Here is an 18,115-nt window from a genome sequence, read left to right on the forward strand (position 1 = left end):
AGTGACCGGTTATTGCGGTACGCCCCGGAGCCGCTGCTGAATCCTCAACAGGAATCCGGCTTCGAAGGCATCCTGGCAGTCACCGACAGGAAAGGTCTTGCGGGTTTGCGCCAGCTCCCACCACAGGGGTATCTCACCGGTTGAATCAAGCCAAGCCTGAGCGCATTGCACGCCACGTTCGATCATCGGGGCAAATTCGTTGCCCCAAGGTGTCAGAAGACTTGGGCAACCATCCGCCGCCGGAATTGAAATGTAGTTTTCGTCCATACACACCCTAGATTTCTGAATTATTGTTAGACAAGGAGTCCAGCTTCGAAAAGCTTAACGACACCAAATGAACGCTCGATAACAGGCATGAGCATCAAATGGCCTAGATCACTACCAATGTAGACTATATCCCGTGGATTGAGAGTCCCTCAAAGCGCAATTTGCGCGCATGACTCAAGACTACGAACAGCTTCGTCTGCAGCTGGCGGAAAACATCCGCTTGATGCGACGCGTGAGAAACCTTACCCAAGAGCAGCTGGCGCTCATGGCCGAGGTGGATCGCACCTACGTCAGTCAAATCGAACGATGCACGGGCAATCCGTCGCTGTTGGTCCTGTGCAAACTCGCCAATATTTTCGAAATTACCGCAGATCAGTTACTTGTGGAACCCGATACCCTACGCAGCGCCCTTCACGTCAAATAATAGTCTCACGTCTCACAAACCCGATAGACCCGCCTTCATAATTTCAACTGACAGTCTTCAGCCCGTAACTGAACCTGCCCAGGCCATACACCAAGAGCCTGGATCATGCCCGTTGCCTGCTCGTCAATCCCACCCACAAAGCTAAGGCCCTTGGCGCTGAGCGTCCTGTTAGTGTGCGGCCCAAGCATGGCGCTGGACAGCGGCAGCATCACGTCCTCCGTGCTTTCTTCAGGCTGTCTCGAATACCGGATCGTCGGCATTTGTTTCTGGCTCCTCTGCACGCCCTTCGGCTGCACAGTCAAAACCTCGATGAAGGTTCGTCATTTCATTCCTGAGTTGGTGGTCTCGAGCTATGCCACCACCGGCGACAACCCCTGGACCGAGATGGCCGCCCTCTCCGCTCCCATCAGCGGCGCGGAAGGTGGCGGTAACCTGATCACCCCGAACACCCACCGCGACAACCTGCCCCGCTTCAAGAACGTCGACGGCATCGGCCACCCCGGTGGCTGGGCCGCCACGCAACTGGCCTCGCAATCCGGCTACGCCTGCGCCAGCGGCGCTACTGCGTTCATGCCCTACTACCTGAGCACCCTGGACTCACTGGCCTGGCGCCAGGGCATCCCAGAAAGTTTCTACCCCGAGTCACTCATGCCGGGGCTCCGTGAAATTGGTCGTCAGGCTTCGGGAAACATGTGGGGCAACGTCTATCCCCGCCAAGGCATTCTGGTACAGCCCGACGACTTCAAGGCGGCCGCGGTCATGGCGCAACGGGCCGGCGATGTGATTACCCGCAACGGACAGCCGCATGTGTATGTACCGCTCACGCCCGCCAAACGCGACGGCTACTGGCCGCCTGGTCCGATCGTTGAAAACGACGCTTCGACCCACAAATGGCAATTGCTCTACCCCCAGGTTCAAGCGACTTGCGCCATCTTCCCCAGCGATCCGGTACCGGGCGCGGATGGCGGCTACGCCTGGTCGCTGTGGCGTCCCTATAGCTGCTGCAAACGTGAGGGACAGACCTTTCTGTTCAGCATCGACTTCGAAGGAGGTGCTTCATGAGTCGGCTTCTTGCACGACCATGGTTGGTCGTGATGAGTCTGTTGCTCAGTGGACTGCTCGCCATGGCCACTCATGCCCACGCCGCCGAGGGCGATTATCGCCTGGGTACTCAAGGCGAAGTACTCGACGACCGAGTGATGTACACCATTGGTGGCGGCTCGGCAGTCGGCTCACCGAGTTCGCTCTACCGCCCCAGCGGTCTCGGTGTCGGCGGGTCCTGGCGAGCAAACATGATGTGCGGAAACATGAGCCTCACCAACACCCTACAAAATCAACTGAATGGTGTCACCGAAGGCTTCCAGCAGATCATGGGCAGCATCGTGCAGAACGCAACCCAAGCGGTAATGTCGTTGCCGGCGTTGATCATCCAGCGCGCCAACCCCGGTCTCTATGAGTTGCTGAGTAACGGGGTGATGCAGGGTCGTATCGACTTCGACCGCTCCAAGCTGACCTGCCAGGCCATGGCCGAAAAGATGGCGGACAAGGTCGGTCAGGCCGGCTGGGGTGCGTTGGCCAAGAACCAGGAAATGCAGGGCAACCTGGAGCAAACCGGCGGTGATGCGGTGGCCGCGGTGAAAAATACCGAGACCCATAACGGCAACAATGGGGTGTCTTGGGTCGGCGGTTCGAAGGCTGGTGGGTATGGGCAGACACCCATTCGGGTAACCTCCGACGTAGTGCGCGCGGGCTACAACCTGCTGCATAACCGGACGGTGGATGACAGTGCCTCGATCAATAGCAGCGATTGCCTGGGTGGGGCCATTTGCCAGACCTGGGCTTCGCCCCAGGAGGAGTCCGAATGGGCCGTTCGGGTATTGGGCGAGAGCGAAGTCGCGACCTGCGACAGCTGCGAAACCCTGCGTACGACCGCCGGCAGCGGGCTGACTCCGCTGATCCAAGAGGCCTACAGCGAGCGGCTGAAAGCCTTACAAGGAATGCTATCAGGTTCACTGCCGCCTACCCCTGACAACCTGGCTAAAGCCTCCAGCCCGTTGCTGCCGGTGACTCGTGGCGTGGTCGAAGCCCTGCGCGACGATCCCGATCAAGATCTGCTGGCACGGCGCCTGGCGAGTGAGACGGCCTTGTCCAGCGTGCTCGACAAGGCACTGCTACTACTGCGCACGCTCCTGGCGGGCAGTCACGAACCGAACATCGCCTCCGCCGAGCCGGCCCAGACCGCCTTGACGAAAAACATCGACGCTCTGGAGCGCGAAATACGCCTGCTGCAGACCGAACTGCAGGTCCGGCAGATGCTGACCACCAATACCGCCAGCCTGGTGCTCGATCGGCATGCCGGTGGTGCCGATGCTTCGCGTACCGTCGAGCAAGGCGACCCTGAGCCCGGTCGACTTAATGACGCTGACGCCAGGCGCAAGTGAGCCATGAAACGCTCACCGCTATTCACTTTGCTTTCGAGTCTGGGGATTGCCACGGTGATGATCCTGAGCGCCGCGCTGGTCACCTGGATCGGCCGCGCTGCGCTGGGTAGTTTCGAAGTCTGGCAGCAGGCATTCGAATCCGCACGGCCTTATCTACGGTGGTGGCGCGCCCTGCTCTACTGCGCCCTCTTTGCGCTCTGGGTCGATCTGTTCCAGCGCTACCGACATCGACCACAGGATCGACTGCGCGTGAAGCGCATCGGGACATTAGGGCTCGTGCTCTTGACCGTCGTCGAGTTCACCCGACTGTGAGGTCACCACCATGCTCATGAGCACCAACAGTTACTTGGAGTTTTACCTCTCCCTGCTGGCCTGGATCATCAACAACGGCCTCTGGAGTGTCCTGTCCGACACCGGGCTATTCGCCGCGCCCTTTGGTGCAATCATCTTGCAAGAATGGCTATCGGCCCGTCAGCAAGGCGCGGATGAAGGCAACAAGGGCCTGCTCTCGGTGCCGCGAATCGAAAACCGGCTGTGGCTGGCCTACATCGTCGTGTTGTTCGGCTGCGCGCCGGTCTTTCCGCTGAGCCTCACGTCAATGGCGTTCGATGATGCGGCCAGCCAGCGCTGCGGCGTGAGTGTGGCTAAGCCAGCAGAAACCGCCTGGGGGACCACCTTCAATACCATCGGCGAACGCTCTGCCAACGTGCCGATCTGGTGGTTTCTGGTGCATGCTTTGAGCAAAGGTGTGACCGCTGCGGCCACCGCCTCCATCCCCTGCGCACCGGATATCCGGCAGATGCGCATGGAGATCGACAGCTCGCGCATCGACAGCCAGGTACTGCTGCAGGAGGTCGCCGATTTCACCCGCGACTGCTACGGCTATTCCCGTTCTCGGCTATTCACCAACCGCCCGCAGTTGGACAAGGCACAAAGTCATGACGCCTCCTGGATCGGCTCAAGCTATTTGCTCGACACGCCCGGCTACTACGATACGGATCGTTCACACACACCACGAGTCAGCTGGCCCTATGACGAAAGTCGCGATGTTTCCTTGCCGCGGCTAGAGAATGGCGCGGGCTATCCAACCTGCAAGCAGTGGTGGAGCGATAGCGGTGTTGGGTTGCGCGAGCGCTTGATCGAGCAGGTCGATCCTTCGCTGCTGACTCAACTGAAAGGTTGGTTGGCTGGCCGTTCGAGCAACGAGATCGAAGATGCCACCCTGCGCGAACTGGTCAGTCCGCGCCAGCAATCGATGTCCATGTCGCCCGGACAGGTGTATCAGGACTATGGCTCCAGCGCTCGTGGCGGCTCGATCAATCAGGGGCTCAATAACCTGGCCACCAATACCGGGTTGGCGCTCGGTTCCTTCAGCAACTTCCCGGCAATGAATGCACTACGCGCCGCCTTGCCGATGGTGCAGGCGTTCCTGATCATGGGCGTCATCATCAGCTTGCCGCTGATCCTGCTGGTCAGTACCTACCAGCTGAAGACCGTCATGACGGTGACGTTCGCGCTGTTCACCTTACACATGCTGAGCTTCTGGTGGGAACTGGCTCGCTGGGTCGACTCCAGCATGCTCGACACCTTGTACAACCAAGTTTCGACGTCCAATCAGGTGCTGTTGTCGTTGCCCACATCCGGCTTTATGGATGGAACGGTCACGGCACAAGTGATCGAGTATGTGATGGGAGCGATGTTCATCGTGCTACCGATGCTGTTTCTAGGGGCCATGAGCTGGGCAGGATATTCAGTCGGCAACGGCATTCAAGGCATGTTGGCAAACGGTAGCAAAGCCGCAAGTGATTCAGCGAGCAAAGGTACGGATCAAATATTGGGTGCTGCTAGGCGCTCAATTAGATGACTTGCTGTCGCCTATATAATGCCCATTGTCGTCGAAGTCTCCGATATAGAGATCAGCACCTAGGTAGTCAGGCCCTGGATTTTCCTCTTGATGATCGGAACCAACAAAAACCCTGAACCATAGCAAAGTGATGACAGCCAGCATCATCACAATGAAAGTAACCAGCCAAGCACTGAAGAAGAGCAGCACCCCGATCAATGCCAACTTGGCAATCAGAAAGCTCCCGCGAACGAGTAATTTACCTGCGGGCAGACCTGCCGTCACCGCACGCTCAGCCACACGGGGCTCAAGCGCTTTCAACTTACGAAAGCCACACTTCACCGACATGCCACAGGTATATGCCCAGCGGTGGGCACGGGAAACCACAGAGTTTGGAGTTGGCATGGTCTCGCCCTCTTCTGAGCGTTTTCATGGTTGAAACAGGAGTAACAGCCTACTACTGAAAACTGTCCATGCCTGACCGTTTATCAGTTTGCCCAGCCGAATAATCTTCACTGGAAGACAGAAGACTAGCCGCGAGAAACAGCGTCTCTACAGTGATTGACCCATATAAATTGTCCGGCTAAATACAAGGTACGGATCGCTGTTATCGACAGCATCTTCCCAGGTAGCCAGAGCCTTCAAGACTACGTCACTTCGGTGATGGCTCTTCCCAAGTGCGATCAGCGTTCGGTAGCTCGCACGGTCACCGCTTGTAGGGTGATGAACGCCCACTGCTCTCCTGAGCGCCTTTCGAGCTCTGCTCGCCAGGCAAACCATCTTGTTTTTTTCAACCCACTGCGGGGAAATTCTTTCCCCCACGGGACAGGTTTCTTCGCGTTTTCAACGGAGGCACACCATGTCCAACTCACTTACACCGGAAGCACTGAACTTCCTTCGGTTGCCAATTGTGTTCACTCCTGGCGCTTGGCAACGCGCAGTACTGCTCGATCGCTCAGGTCATCCTGAGAAGCTGCAGGTCGATCGGCTGAGCAACGTATTACGCGCAGCCTTCGAGGCTCACCTGGCCTACCCACACGAGCCCTATGTGGTGTTCGAGGTCGCCCAAATAGCCTCAACGGGTCATCCACGCCATGATCCATTGCTGCAACTGAGCCTCAGCCTGCTCCAAGAGCCGGACCAACCTGACGCCTTGCTGATAGCGCTTGCAGGAGAGCACCAACGCTAAACGCATACGGCCGTACTCAGCACCCAGATCCACACTCAGACGGTAAGCAAGTCCTGCATCAATCCAGCCCATCACCCACCGGGTAACCCTCCCCGACGGGCAAGGCGTTCCTCCATTCTCTGTTGAGGAAAATGCCATGCGCGATATCTACCAAGACGTGACTGACAAGATCGTTACCGCTTTGGACCAAGGCGTTACCCCCTGGATCAAACCCTGGTCCCCGAGTCGCTCAGCTTACGTTGGTCATCATCAACCCTACCCCATCAACGTAATCACGCGTCGTCCCTATTCGGGCATCAATTTACCGTTGCTCTGGGCCGAGGCGAGGTTGCAGGGATTCACTCAAGATCGTTGGCTGACCTTCAACCAAGCCAAAAAGGCCGGTGGGCATATCCGTAAGGGTGAGCACAGCACCCTGGCGGTGCTCTACAAGCCGATGGAGCGCGAGGAACAGACTGAGTCAGGCCAACCCGTACTCGATGAAAACGGTCAGCCCAAAGTCGCTCACTTCGGCATTCTCAGGACGCATTTTCTGTTCAATATCGAGCAAACGGAGGGGCTCGAATCGCTCAATGAAACACTGCTCGAAACGGAACCGACCGATGCCTTCCAGGCCAACAGCGCTGCGGAAAATCTGCTGTTAAGTTCAGGTGCACGCATCGTTCATCGGCCTGCCGACGAAGCTTTTTACCACCGGATCAGGGATCTCATCCAACTGCCGACGAAAGCACAATTTCACGATGAAGGCGGGTACTACGCTACCGCACTGCACGAGCTGACACACTGGACCGGGCATCACTCTCGGTTGCAGCGCGAGGGTGTGACGTCATCCTGTCCTTTCGGCTCGCCAGGCTACGCGTTTGAGGAGTTGATCGCCGAAATGGGCGCTGCGTTTTTATGTGCCTACACCGGTATACAGGGAGAGTTGCGACACGAGGCCTACATTGACTCCTGGCTCAGCCTACTCAAGGCTGACAAACGCGCGATCTTCCGCGCCAGTGGCCACGCCCGAAGCGCCTCGGAGTATGTACTCAACCTGGAGCAGCAACTGAAGCAAGCCGTCTTGGATGACTCACTATGCATGAACGATGGAGCTTAATGATTGCCTCACCACTGCAAACGCTTCACAGGGCCCAACGCGAGTTGAGCCCTTTTTTTGTGTCCAGAAGCATTACGCCGCGGGGCCCTCACGCAAGACAAGAGAGCCCCCCGCAGCTTGTCATTACGTATCCAAGTTCTGCGCCAGAAAATCCACCAACTCGAGTGGGCTTCGGCTGTCGATCACCTTGTAGATCAGATCGCGTTTACTGCGCGGCAACTTCTTGACCACGCTCTTCGCCGAGGCCCTGACGGCTTCGTCTGTCCCATGGATGCGTGCCGCAAGCAGCAGCACGAGCGTGGCGTCAGTGAGGGTCATGATAGGACTCACGAAAATTTGCACCGCAGTGTACCGAGTTCTCCTTACCCAACACTAACTAGATCATCGATGTACTCGCCGCATAGCCAGAGAATGAGCAATATTTCAGTCTTTTAATAGTTGGATCCCTCACCAAAAGACATGATCCAGCGCATCGATGGCGGTCTGGATCAACCCCGTACTCTTCACCGATCTGCGTACTTTGAAGTACGCGGCAAAGCCTCAAGCAGCACTTTGCCGGGAGTTGTTGCTCACCTCGAACAGCCCCACCAGTTTTTGCAACTTGTTGGCGTCGAGCCTTACCGTTTCCGCACTGGTCTGCAGCACGATCACCGTCTGGCGCATCTCTGCGGACGACTGGTCGACCTGCTTGATCGTTTTGCCATAGTCGAGGCTGCGTTCATTGAGTTGCTGGATGATGCTGAACATGCTTTCCACTGCCTGATGCAGTTGCACATTTTCCGAGGATGCCTCTTCGGCCAGGCGCAGGCTGTTGTCAACATCCTTAACTCCGTTTTCCATAAAACCCACGGCTCTTTGCGTTTCGTTTTGCAGGCCTTCGACCATCTGCCGGATGTCGTCGGCGGCGCGGGATGTGCGCGCGGCCAAGGTTCGGACTTCATCGGCTACCACCGCAAAACCACGACCATGTTCGCCGGCGCGGGCGGCCTCAATGGCGGCGTTCAGCGCCAGCAGGTTGGTCTGATTGGTGATGTCGCTGATCAGGCCGGTGATATTGCCGATTTGTGCCATCCGGCTGTCAAGCAACTGCACGCTCGAAGAAGACCGCTCCACGACATCGCGAATTGACTGAGTCCCCACTTGTACCGCGAGAAATTGCTCGCGGGCTCGGCTGACCACTTCGTCCATCGCTTGCTTCATTTGTTCGGCACTGGCCGAGGCTTGTTGGATCTCGCCCAGTTGCTCTTCGACAATGATCATCATGCGATGCACCGCATCCGCGACCTCACCGGAAGTGAGTGTGGCTTCCTGGCTGCGACTGAGCATCAGCTGGTTGGTCTTGCCGACGCTATGGCTGGCCTTGACCACCTGCCCGACGACTGCATCCAGATGGTCGATAAAACTGTTGATCCAACGGCCCATATCTCCGGTCTCGTCGTTGGCCATACGCGTGGTGTCGAGGCGCTGACGCAGATTGCCCTCGCCTTCAGCGATGGTCCTGATCACACCGGTCATTTCGTTTAGACGCGCAGCCAACCGCTTCGGGCCAAAAGTGCTGAACAGGGCCGCAGCCGTCAACATGCTCAAAGTCTCGCAAGCATCGATCAGGCTCTGCTCCAGACCACTGTAGTGCTGGACCAGGAAATTGCAGGCGAACAGGCCAACCATTGTTGCCAGGTAAGGTTTCATCAACCCATAACTCAGCGAGCGCCGTCGATAGACTTCCTCCAGATCGGCTTCGCACATCATCCCCCAGCGGTCAGGTGAACCCGGCAGTTGGAAAGTAACACCCTTGCCGACTACCGGAATGTGCCGGTAGTCCGAGTAACCTGGGTAGGTGACGAACAGATTGGAACCGCTACGAATGGTTTCTCGCACACCGGGGTGCAACTGCTGGGTCGCCGGATCGGTGAAGCGCAGCTCCAGTTCGGTGTGGCGCTGTATCTGTACGGTCTTCCAGGGGGTGCGTACGCCACTTTTGAGGTTCTCGCCGCGGGTGAACGTACCGTCCTCAAAGCGTGAACGTGACAGGGCAATACCCGGCTGAATCGTTGAATCGAAACGCGACTGGACCATGAACAGATAGTTATCTCCCGACTCGGCAAAAATATGCCCGGCCTCACGCTGGATCAAGTCGCCCAGGACATCGTTCGGTACACGGCCGCAGAGGCAGCCAAGGACTTTGCCATCAGCCTTCAGGGGCTGGTAGAACATCAGCGTGACCTCATCGTGAAAGCGCGAGGATGAAGGGCCGATCTGCAAGGTCAGAGGGTCACTGTAGGGGCCGTGGAGAAACGGTGCTTTCAAACCTTCGGCCAGTGCTTTGGGGTTGCAGGGGCTGCTTTTGCCATGGCCATTCCAAGTCGAGGCGATGACTGCGCCACCTATATCGACGACAAAGAGTTCGGAAAAGTCCTCGGCCTGGCCGAGCTTGTCCAGCAGCGGATGATTGTCGAGATGGGAGAATTCGCGGCTAAGGGTCACGGCCAGTTCGGCCAAGTGTTCCCACTGCTCCCGAGTCCAGTTGTGCAGCAATTTGACTCGGGTTTCGGCAATAGCCTCGAATGTCTGCTCAATCACCGGGTAGGCAGACCGATTGAGTCGGCAGGACCAGCTCATCGCCAGTTTTCCGGTCTTGCCAAACCAAGGTAACCAGCGCTTTTCGGCGGAGGATAACTGCATAGAATTGCTTGATAGCGACATTCACTTCCCCAAGTACGACATATGAGTGCCAAACTTGCAGGCAATTACCACGCCAATACGAAAGCTTGCTATCCATCGCCGATGCTTAAGAACTTAGACTCAGAGTTGGCTTGCGCAGGATCTACCCAAGCTGAAGGTTGTCAGCGCTAGGTAGGCGCTCAGAGCAACAGAAGGTTATTGAGCGGACTATCCGATTGGAACATTCGTGTTTCAAAGAAGTGCACGATGCGATACACGCTCACTAACAGGGCCGTATACGACTACCCGATATAACTGCTAGCGTGATTGGGGTACTGCTTCCCGTCTCGATCAGATCGTTGATTTGACCGCCCCGCTGCTGGGAACCGGTGCCCTCGCTGATTACTCTTAGTCGGTGATATGACGCTGGATCATTGCCTACCCCTGATCAGCGAAATCATGGCTCAGCACCTACCGGCTCCCTCCAAGCTCCGCTGCAAAATGGTACTTGGAGAAAATCGGCATTCCCATTGCCGCACAAAGGGACACGCGCCAAAAGGACAGGTAAGGGTTGGAACGGAATGGGGAGTCAAGGGTAAGAGCCCTATCCGAAAAGGCTAAAAGGCCACTGACCCAGCCGCTTCCCGGAGGTCACGATGCTCCTCAGCCCGTTTCGCCGCAAAAGGCAAAAGCCTCCTCCGCCGCCGACCGTGAGCGTCGCCGAAGGTTACCTGCCCATCGAGTCGGCCCACAGCTTGTTAGCAGTGGAACACCGCCGCCAGTTGCTCGATCGCATCTGGCAATACACTGCCCTCTCCCATGTCCAATTCACCCAGCTCTACTTAAACCCGATCCATCGCTACGCCGAACAGGTCCAGCAACTTCCGGCCAGCGAGACGCACCACCATGCGTATCTCGGTGGCATGCTCGATCATGGCCTGGAGCTGGTCGCTTGCAGTTTGAAACTGCGCCAGTCGTATCTGCTTCCGACCGGCGCTGCCCCCGAAGACCAGGCCGCCCAGACCGATGCCTGGTCGGCTGGCATCGCCTATGGCGCCCTGCTGCATGACATCGGCAAGATCGCCGTGGACCTGCTGGTCGAACGCCAGGATGGCAGCCCTTGGCACCCCTGGCAGGGGCCACTGGATCAGCCCTACCGTTTCCGCTACCTCAAGGGTCGTGATTACCACTTGCACGGCGCCGCCGCAGGCTTGCTCTACACCCAAATTCTCGACCGCCCAATCCTCGATTGGCTCAGTGGATTTCCGCCACTGTGGGCCAGTCTGCTGTATGTCCTGGCGGGCCAGTACGAACGTGCGGGCGTGCTCGGTGAGTTGGTGATGAAGGCCGACCGTGTTTCCACCGCACAGAACATCGGTGGTAACCCGAGCAAGGCGCTGCAAGCGCCGATTCATTCGCTGCAATATCACTTGATCAGCGGACTGCGTCATCTGGTTCAGCACGAACTGAAACTCAACCAGCCAGGTGCCGCAGCATGGCTGACCCAGGACGCGCTGTGGCTCGTCAGCAAGACGGTCACGGACAAGCTGCGCGCCTATCTGCTGTCGCAATCGATTGAGGGCATTCCTTCATCCAACATTGCTGTGTTCGACGAACTGCAGTCGCATGGGCTGGTCGAGTCTACCCCGGAAGGCAAAGCCATCTGGACCGCTCTCGTGACACAGGGAAACTGGCAGCAGAGCTTTACCTTTCTGCGCCTTCAGCCGGCGTTGATCTGGGGGAACGAAGACCGCCCCGAGGCTTTCAGCGGAACGTTGAGCGTGGTAGCCGATGACCACTCGACTGACACTCCGACATCACCACCAGTGCCTAAAACTGTTAGTACAGGATTGCGTCAAAGCTCCTTGTTGCCAGATCCCATAGCGATGGAAGATGCCGACTATCTCGGAACGCTACTGGATATGTTCGACTCGGCAGAACCTGAGGTTCGTGAAGAACCGTCAGAAAGCGCTCTCGGAATTTTAAATCCCACTTCGGACAACCCTGGCCAGGCATTCCTGAATTGGGTCAAGGAAGGCATCCTGAGTCACAAGCTGATCATCAATGACAGCAAGGCCAAAATCCACACGGTGAGTGGCAGCGTATTTCTGGTCACGCCTGGTCTCTTCCAACGCTACGCGCAGGAGTTTCCTGGTCTCTCTCAGGGGACCGAAGTTGAAGAATGGCGTTGGGTGCAGAAGCAATTTGAAAAACTGAAGGTCCACAGGAAGCGAGCCAACGGCCTAAATATCTGGGCATGCCATGTCCAGGGCCCTAGGAAGAAAACCACCTTGAAGGGATATTTGATCGAGGAACCGAAGTTACTTTTTGAATCGATACCACCAGATAATCCTTTTCTGAAAATCGAAAAAATTAAATTTCCGTAGTGCCCCCCATTGGTGGAGATCGAAGCGCAGAGTTGACTCTGGAGTGACTCGCGACGTCACTGGCCTGTTACCCTTCCCCGCCGGTGAATCGTGCCCAATGATGGATTGGGCATAGCCCTCCCCCAACGCCCCAGCCAGACTGGCTAACCCGCCGCAACCTCTTCGCTTTGTAGCAATTTCTAAGCAAGCTGCAATAACTGCCTGACACGAGCACTGCCGGCACTTATGCTTGTACTTTTTCTCGAAAGGAGTCGACGTCATGCCAAGCAATTATTCGCTGCCGGACGTGCTGGAAAGGATCTACGAAAACCAGGAGGCTCTGCAGGCGGCCATTATGGAGTTGACCCTCCTGGTTGAGGAGCAAGGGGCGTAGGAAGTGGGCGGAAATGTCCGTGGAGCACTGTGGACCATGGGTGAAAATGCCGGCCATATCAAACAAGGCCTGGCGCGATTGAAGAAATTGGATATCGGTTAAGCTACGTCGGGGTGAATTCTGGGTACCAGTTCTGTTCACCTCACAGCGGGTATGGCCAGGAGCGGACGTTTGAGTAGGAAAATGAAGTAACGGAAAAGCGTGAACTAGCCGTTCTCGATAGCTAGAATCCTTTGCCACTGCGTTCGCTTCGGGCCTTCGCGCGGATCGTTAGCTCAACGTAAGAATTACACCGACATGTTAGAGGGGGTATGTTCGGTTGTTAGGGTCAATGAAGCCGGGGGTTTTGTACTCATACGAACCCAGTTTCCCGTGCTAAAACCCACCTAGTGGTACAGAAATTGGTACGGGAATACTTACCTCGACGACGTTCCCAGTATCCGTAGTTACCTTGATTACCAGTCTGGTAGGAGTTGCAGCAAAGTCGTTGGTGAAAAGGAATTTTCCGTTCGGCCCCTTGCGGCACTACAGGGAATGAGGCACTGCCTCCATGCGAAACTCGTGCGGAATCAGGCGCATTTTGAATACTGGCACTCCAGCTATGAGAGCGTCTTCGAGAACCGAATTCTCATCTTTTTCACTGATTTTAGAGCCGAGATAAACAGCCTTTAGTGGCGCAACAAAATTTCTCGGTGGTTCCTTCGGACTATCTGCCAAAACCAGCCGCCACTCTTCCTCATATTTCCAATCGGGTGATTTGTGAAGTGCAGCGATCACACCAAACAAATTATTGAACGATTGCCCTGGCTTTATCCCTCGTAGTAAATCCGAGGCATTGAACACACCACTGTATCTCACAGGCCACAACGATAGCCCGACCAAGCTATTGAACGGCAAGCATCGGAAGTCGTACCCCATCGCAAACCCGGTGTGATTCTTTGCGTAATGGGCCCAAAGGGGCAAGGAGTCCAAACGTTCAGTAAGCGAACAGATTTTGTAAGAATTCTGGAGCTGACTATTCATTTCAGTGACGATCTTGGCGACGAAGCCTGCGTGAACATCCTTTATCACCGCAGCGATTTTCGCTAATACCTCCTCGCCAACCTGACCCGCTGCCGCTTGAGTATGGTGATATCTCACCACCTCCAACATCGGATCTTCTGCGCTCAGAATAGCTAAGCGACTCTCCTCGGAAACCCCTTCAGTTCGCTCCAAAAACAACTCGGCATGCGTGGTTCCGAAGTGAGGATCAAAGTCCACAGCGGAGTCGTAGGGATCGTTAAATGTGCTCGCGAAAGTCAGGTGAAGCGTGGCATTTCTTAGATTGCTCAAGGAATATTCATTAACCTCGCGAAACTTGTATAGCGAGGCCGGAAAGTTACGACGCTTCATCTGCTGAGCAGCACTGATGTTTTCCAGCGGCAGATCACGCGCGCACATTAACTGCATTAGCTCTTCGACCCAGTCCTTCGACATCCCTGTCTCCCTACTCTCTGGCTAAGCTATAGATTATTCGCATCATTTTTCTCAGACGTCCAATGAGTTTCTGTGGAATATAGCTGCGCCATTACTATAGCCCGACGTCTGCTTTGGGTCGAAGGTAGCTAGTGACAGCTTCACTAACTGGTGGCGGCGTTGCCCCTATAGGCCGTGTTTTCTGGCTGTAACGCCCGTTCTTGCCTACTTGCATAAATGCATAGCGGGCATTGAATGGCAAGGTTTTGCGTACGGTTTGCCCCATCCCCAACCTCCGCTCCCCCCTAGCCCAGGTTCAAGCCAGGTAACCCTGGCGAGGACCGATCTATTTCGCAAGCAGACAACTATCGGCCACGATCAGACATCCGTATGTCCACGAATTCGGTGTCGAAATGCCCCTATGAGGCTGCCGGTAGGTTAATCAGCCTGAAGAATAAGCCAGCTACCGATATCACGATGGCGATACTAGATAGCCAAGTGGACAATTGAAATTTGTTGCTTTCCTCTTGGAGTCCCGCTAACACAGAAGCAAGGAGTGGGAAGTTAATGCACTTATCATCAGGCCCTACCCTCAGCGAGAAGAAAGCTACTCTACTGTCGTCCGCTCTCTTGTAACCGTATTTCTCTTCCAGATGGTAGTAGAGTCTGCCAAATACAATGTCATCATCAACCTTCAGCTTCTTGGCAATCATTTTGCAATTGATAGGCACGTAAACCTTGGAACATCTGCTGTTCTCACCGTCAGCGGTATAATTTTTGAACTCCTTGTAGTACATCTTGTATATGGCATTCAAAATTTTTAGGTCTGAGGGCGCTTTCATCAGTTGTTTCCATGGGTAAGAAGCCAATTCTATTTTAATTAGCAGAATGCCATTTCGTCATACGAAGCCCCAGAACGAGGTATAAAAAACCCCGCCGAAGCAGGGCTCTCCTACGCTAGCTTGTGTTAATTCAAGCGCCCAGCAAGATGGTAGGCTTCCTCCACTCCGTAGGTGCCTCATCCGCCAGCGAAACTAAGGCTTCATACTTTGCGATTCCTGCAATCCGCGCTGCTTTATCAATGCTGTCACGAGCATCTTTGAGAGCGGTTGCTTTTGTCCAGCCATCCATATAGCGCACTGTCCATAATGTGGTCAGTTTGTGCTTGGCGAATTTTTCTTTTTTCAGTTCTTCGTTGAAAACATTACGGGCCGACGAGCTAACACCGCCGTCTAAGTCAACGGTTGCGACTGCATAAAGCGCCATGATTATACCCCTCGCGCTTTGTTGGATTGGGACACAACCGAAGCAGCAAGAGACTTTGTCTCGTCGCTGTACTTGTCGCTCTGGAGAACCTTACCTGCTTTTGCCTCCATCTCAACGCTCGTCTGTTTTCCAGAGTTGGTTTGGGCCAAGGTGGAGGCTGCGAGGCTCTTCGCGATTGCAGATGCGGTTGAATCGCGGAGGATTTCAGATGCCAGTGTGGCGACCTTCGCGGAGGATTGCTTGGAGTTCTTTTTCATGAGTAGTTTCTCGATAATTACGCTCAGGGCGCACTTATCCAGAACGACCGCCAATCGACTCCCTGTTGACGAAATCGTCAGTAGTGGGCTAAATGGCGTCCTTCTCTAGATACGTGCATTTACAAATGCGTGCGTCAGAGGGTGCAGGTAGTCGCGCTACGTTTGGCGACAGAAACGTGACTACTTGCATGCATTCTTTAGCGAAACGACCTTAAATGGTCGTTTTTGCGTTTGTACGCCAAGACTACTTGAGCGTCCTTTCTAATAGCAACTCGATTCTGTGCATATACTGCGAGTTTTCTGGGGATAAACCTGTGGATAACTTGCGAGTTCTATTTGCGTAGCCCCTACAGGCCGCAGTCTGTGGAGATTTCTACCGTTTGTCGGCGGAAGTGAATATTTTCATAAAATGGCCTCCTGTACGTCTCTAGAGGCGTAGATCAGCGCGGTGGCACTGTCGACCAGCGTTAAAGTCGAATTGCCGCTTGAGTGCCTTTTGAGGGCCTTCTGAGGGCCTATTGGGTATGCATCCAGTATCGTTATGCTAGGCGCTCGTTGTGAATTCCCCCAACGAGAGTTCTATCTGCTACCCCGACATAGGCAGTTGCCAATGGCCCACGGAGTCGATGGACATTTGCCTTTGTCCGCTTTGGTCAAATGCGGACGTTGGTATGACAAGAAAAGTGATACTGGATAGGGATTCGAACCCTTTGCCACTGCGTTTCGCTTTGGACCTGGCCAACTCAGAATCTCCCGTCAAAACGCGGTCATTGGTACAAAAATCGGTACACCCCCCTCTCAGAACACATAAAAGCTCCGTGACGGCTGTACCCGTGCGGGGCCTTTTGACAACTAGAGTTGATGCTCTTAACGCTGCCTGAAAGGGCACCGGCATTACCCGCCCTCCCATCTTGTTCACGTGCTCTCCACAATTAGTTGATGCTTTGTAGTCTCGTCACGCGTAATCGCAGGCACTAGGCCCGGCCGAGAGTGGATCATCAAATATTGCTGCGTACGCTCGGTGTCAAAGACCTGATCTGCTGCCTCCATCTCGTCAATCAACTGCCGATCGACTGAGTAGTAGCCACAGTTCGGACATTTAAACTCATCAAAACTGCCTACTGGAAAAGCTTTTTCGGCGCTATCACCACATACGACGCAGACGGTGATACTCATACGCACCTCCTTTCAAATGATCTATCAACTGTAGTTGATCCCGCCTAAATCAACCGGCCTGTTGCTGGCGTGCAGATGCTTCAAACCGCAATTTCTAAACAAGCTGCAATTACTGCCTGTCGGCCGCCGAGCCTTCGGGCAGTCCATCTTCACGGGCATAGCTCACAGCCCGTCGGAATAGTTTGTTTGCGCGCTTGCATGTGGAAGATCACCTGCTTAACTCTGAACCTCTGGTCAGTCAGTGACTAATTGGTCTGCTATTCGCAATATGGCCTACGGGCAGTAGCTCAACCCTCTGCACGTAGTCCAATTTGCTCAAGGAAGAGAATGACATGATGCTGAAGACTGCTATCGTCGAGATCGGTAAGAAGTACAAGGTTTATACCGAGCATTATCTCAACGCCGCCGCCGACAAGACCATTATTCTGGTCAACGGCTCGCTGGCAACGACTGCATCGTTTGCCCAAACCGTGCGCTATCTGCGGCCACGCTTCAACGTAGTCCTCTACGATCAGCCCTACGCCGGTCAATCGAAACAACACAACCTGCATGACCAGCCGATCCGCAAGGAAGACGAGGCCACAATCCTGTTGGAGTTGATCGAGCACTTTCGTGCGCAACATGTGCTGTCCTTTTCCTGGGGCGGCGCGGCGACTTTACTGGCGCTGGCCCAGCACCCACGACGAATCGAAAAAGCGGTGATCAGTTCATTCGCGGCGCGAATCAATACGCCGATGCGCGACTATCTGGAGAGTGGCCGGCACTTCCTCCAGGCCTGTGATCGGCGCAATGTCGCGCGCTTGATCAACAGCACGATCGGCAAGCACCTGCCGTCGCTGTTCAAGCGTTTCAACGAACGCCATGTCAGCAGCCTGGACGAACACGAATACCGGCAGATGCATTTTCACGTCGACGAGGTGCTGACTCAGGACACTCATTGCTACGTTTCCTGTGCCGACGCCATCGAAGTTCCGCTGCTGTTTATCAACGGCGAACGGGATGAGTACACCTCGGTGGAAGACGCCCGTCTTTTTGCGGCTCATAGCCGTCAGGCTCAGTTTCAGACCATCAAGAACGCCGGGCACTTTCTCGACATGGAACACCCGACGGCTTGGCATGACACCCAGCAGGCGTTGCTGGGTTTTCTGCAGCCGGCCTCCAGCCTTGTCAAACCGAAGAGCCCGCCACTGTTGGGCAGCCCGCACCGCTACACAACCAGTGACCGTATCTTCAGTCACAGTGCGGCGCATAACCACTTGTCTCGCTAGGACGTGGCT

Annotated in this window: 19 protein-coding genes and 1 pseudogene; 10 read left to right on the plus strand and 10 right to left on the minus strand. The window is 55.4% G+C overall.

Annotated features, from left to right (window positions below):
- Positions 1-9: 9 nt before the first annotated feature.
- Positions 10-267: a LasR-specific antiactivator QslA gene (locus ABH909_RS20285; protein ID WP_007901072.1), complete on the minus strand. Its 258-nt coding sequence runs from the start codon at positions 265-267 to the stop codon at positions 10-12.
- 169 nt (positions 268-436) lie between these two features.
- On the opposite strand from ABH909_RS20285, the gene ABH909_RS20290 reads away from it, so the two are divergent.
- A complete protein-coding gene (locus tag ABH909_RS20290) occupies positions 437-691 on the plus strand; it encodes a helix-turn-helix domain-containing protein (protein WP_007901074.1) in 255 nt (84 codons plus the stop codon).
- Between the two features lie 35 nt (positions 692-726).
- Here ABH909_RS20290 and ABH909_RS20295 read toward each other — a convergent pair whose 3' ends face one another.
- Positions 727-951 carry a hypothetical protein gene (locus ABH909_RS20295; protein WP_238542609.1) on the minus strand — a complete coding sequence of 75 codons (225 nt, stop codon included), beginning with the start codon at positions 949-951 and terminating at the stop codon, positions 727-729.
- On the opposite strand from ABH909_RS20295, the gene ABH909_RS20300 reads away from it, so the two are divergent.
- Genes ABH909_RS20300 through ABH909_RS20315 form a run of 4 tightly spaced genes read left to right on the plus strand, consistent with a single transcriptional unit; the run spans position 878 to position 4,996 of the window.
- Entirely contained in the window at positions 878-1,753 is an 876-nt protein-coding gene (locus ABH909_RS20300) for a TIGR03756 family integrating conjugative element protein (protein WP_429436353.1), read from the plus strand. The genes ABH909_RS20295 and ABH909_RS20300 overlap by 74 nt on opposite strands.
- Positions 1,750-3,132, plus strand: a complete 1,383-nt coding sequence (locus tag ABH909_RS20305; RefSeq protein ID WP_429436355.1) for an integrating conjugative element protein — start codon at positions 1,750-1,752, stop codon at positions 3,130-3,132. The genes ABH909_RS20300 and ABH909_RS20305 overlap by 4 nt, the downstream gene beginning before the upstream one ends.
- 3 nt (positions 3,133-3,135) lie before the next feature.
- Entirely contained in the window at positions 3,136-3,444 is a 309-nt protein-coding gene (locus ABH909_RS20310) for a hypothetical protein (RefSeq protein ID WP_429436358.1), read from the plus strand.
- A gap of 10 nt (positions 3,445-3,454) precedes the next feature.
- On the plus strand, positions 3,455-4,996 hold the full coding sequence (locus tag ABH909_RS20315) for a conjugal transfer protein TraG N-terminal domain-containing protein (RefSeq protein WP_429436360.1): 1,542 nt from the start codon (positions 3,455-3,457) through the stop codon (positions 4,994-4,996).
- Here ABH909_RS20315 and ABH909_RS20320 read toward each other — a convergent pair.
- Complete coding sequence (locus ABH909_RS20320) at positions 4,985-5,380, minus strand: DUF3742 family protein (RefSeq protein ID WP_429436363.1); 396 nt, start codon at positions 5,378-5,380, stop codon at positions 4,985-4,987. The two genes, ABH909_RS20315 and ABH909_RS20320, sit on opposite strands and share 12 nt — an antisense overlap.
- A gap of 454 nt (positions 5,381-5,834) precedes the next feature.
- Here ABH909_RS20320 and ABH909_RS20325 point away from each other — a divergent pair, with 454 nt between their 5' ends.
- A complete protein-coding gene (locus ABH909_RS20325) occupies positions 5,835-6,164 on the plus strand; it encodes a hypothetical protein (RefSeq protein ID WP_429436366.1) in 330 nt (109 codons plus the stop codon).
- Positions 6,165-6,300: 136 nt separating this feature from the next.
- Complete coding sequence (locus tag ABH909_RS20330; RefSeq protein WP_429436369.1) at positions 6,301-7,263, plus strand: ArdC family protein; 963 nt, start codon at positions 6,301-6,303, stop codon at positions 7,261-7,263.
- A gap of 123 nt (positions 7,264-7,386) precedes the next feature.
- Here ABH909_RS20330 and ABH909_RS20335 read toward each other — a convergent pair whose 3' ends face one another.
- The gene (locus tag ABH909_RS20335) at positions 7,387-7,581 is read right to left on the minus strand and encodes a hypothetical protein (RefSeq protein WP_093432593.1); all 195 of its coding nucleotides are present in this window, start codon (positions 7,579-7,581) and stop codon (positions 7,387-7,389) included.
- A gap of 222 nt (positions 7,582-7,803) precedes the next feature.
- Entirely contained in the window at positions 7,804-9,966 is a 2,163-nt protein-coding gene (locus ABH909_RS20340) for a methyl-accepting chemotaxis protein (RefSeq protein WP_429436372.1), read from the minus strand.
- Positions 9,967-10,580: 614 nt separating this feature from the next.
- On the opposite strand from ABH909_RS20340, the gene mobH reads away from it, so the two are divergent.
- The gene (mobH, locus tag ABH909_RS20345) at positions 10,581-12,311 is read left to right on the plus strand and encodes a MobH family relaxase (protein ID WP_429436375.1); all 1,731 of its coding nucleotides are present in this window, start codon (positions 10,581-10,583) and stop codon (positions 12,309-12,311) included.
- 259 nt (positions 12,312-12,570) lie between these two features.
- Positions 12,571-12,786, plus strand: a pseudogene (locus tag ABH909_RS20350) (hypothetical protein).
- 423 nt (positions 12,787-13,209) lie between these two features.
- Here ABH909_RS20350 and ABH909_RS20355 read toward each other — a convergent pair.
- The 5 genes from ABH909_RS20355 to ABH909_RS20375 all read right to left on the minus strand — a co-directional run bounded on the left by ABH909_RS20355 (position 13,210) and on the right by ABH909_RS20375 (position 16,838).
- Positions 13,210-14,160, minus strand: a complete 951-nt coding sequence (locus ABH909_RS20355; protein WP_429436378.1) for a DUF2971 domain-containing protein — start codon at positions 14,158-14,160, stop codon at positions 13,210-13,212.
- Positions 14,161-14,558: 398 nt separating this feature from the next.
- Positions 14,559-14,981, minus strand: coding sequence for a hypothetical protein (locus ABH909_RS20360; protein WP_429385416.1), 423 nt, complete (start codon positions 14,979-14,981; stop codon positions 14,559-14,561).
- 130 nt (positions 14,982-15,111) lie between these two features.
- A complete protein-coding gene (locus tag ABH909_RS20365; RefSeq protein ID WP_429385414.1) occupies positions 15,112-15,405 on the minus strand; it encodes a hypothetical protein in 294 nt (97 codons plus the stop codon).
- 2 nt (positions 15,406-15,407) lie between these two features.
- Positions 15,408-15,662, minus strand: a complete 255-nt coding sequence (locus tag ABH909_RS20370) for a hypothetical protein (RefSeq protein WP_429436380.1) — start codon at positions 15,660-15,662, stop codon at positions 15,408-15,410.
- A 915-nt stretch (positions 15,663-16,577) separates the two neighbouring features.
- Positions 16,578-16,838, minus strand: coding sequence for a hypothetical protein (locus ABH909_RS20375; RefSeq protein WP_429385412.1), 261 nt, complete (start codon positions 16,836-16,838; stop codon positions 16,578-16,580).
- Positions 16,839-17,170: 332 nt separating this feature from the next.
- On the opposite strand from ABH909_RS20375, the gene ABH909_RS20380 reads away from it, so the two are divergent.
- Complete coding sequence (locus tag ABH909_RS20380) at positions 17,171-18,106, plus strand: alpha/beta fold hydrolase (protein WP_429436382.1); 936 nt, start codon at positions 17,171-17,173, stop codon at positions 18,104-18,106.
- The last annotated feature ends 9 nt before the right edge of the window (positions 18,107-18,115 follow it).

The sequence above is a fragment of the Pseudomonas sp. BS3782 TE3695 genome, from assembly GCF_050435305.1.
Taxonomy (GTDB): Bacteria; Pseudomonadota; Gammaproteobacteria; order Pseudomonadales; family Pseudomonadaceae; genus Aquipseudomonas.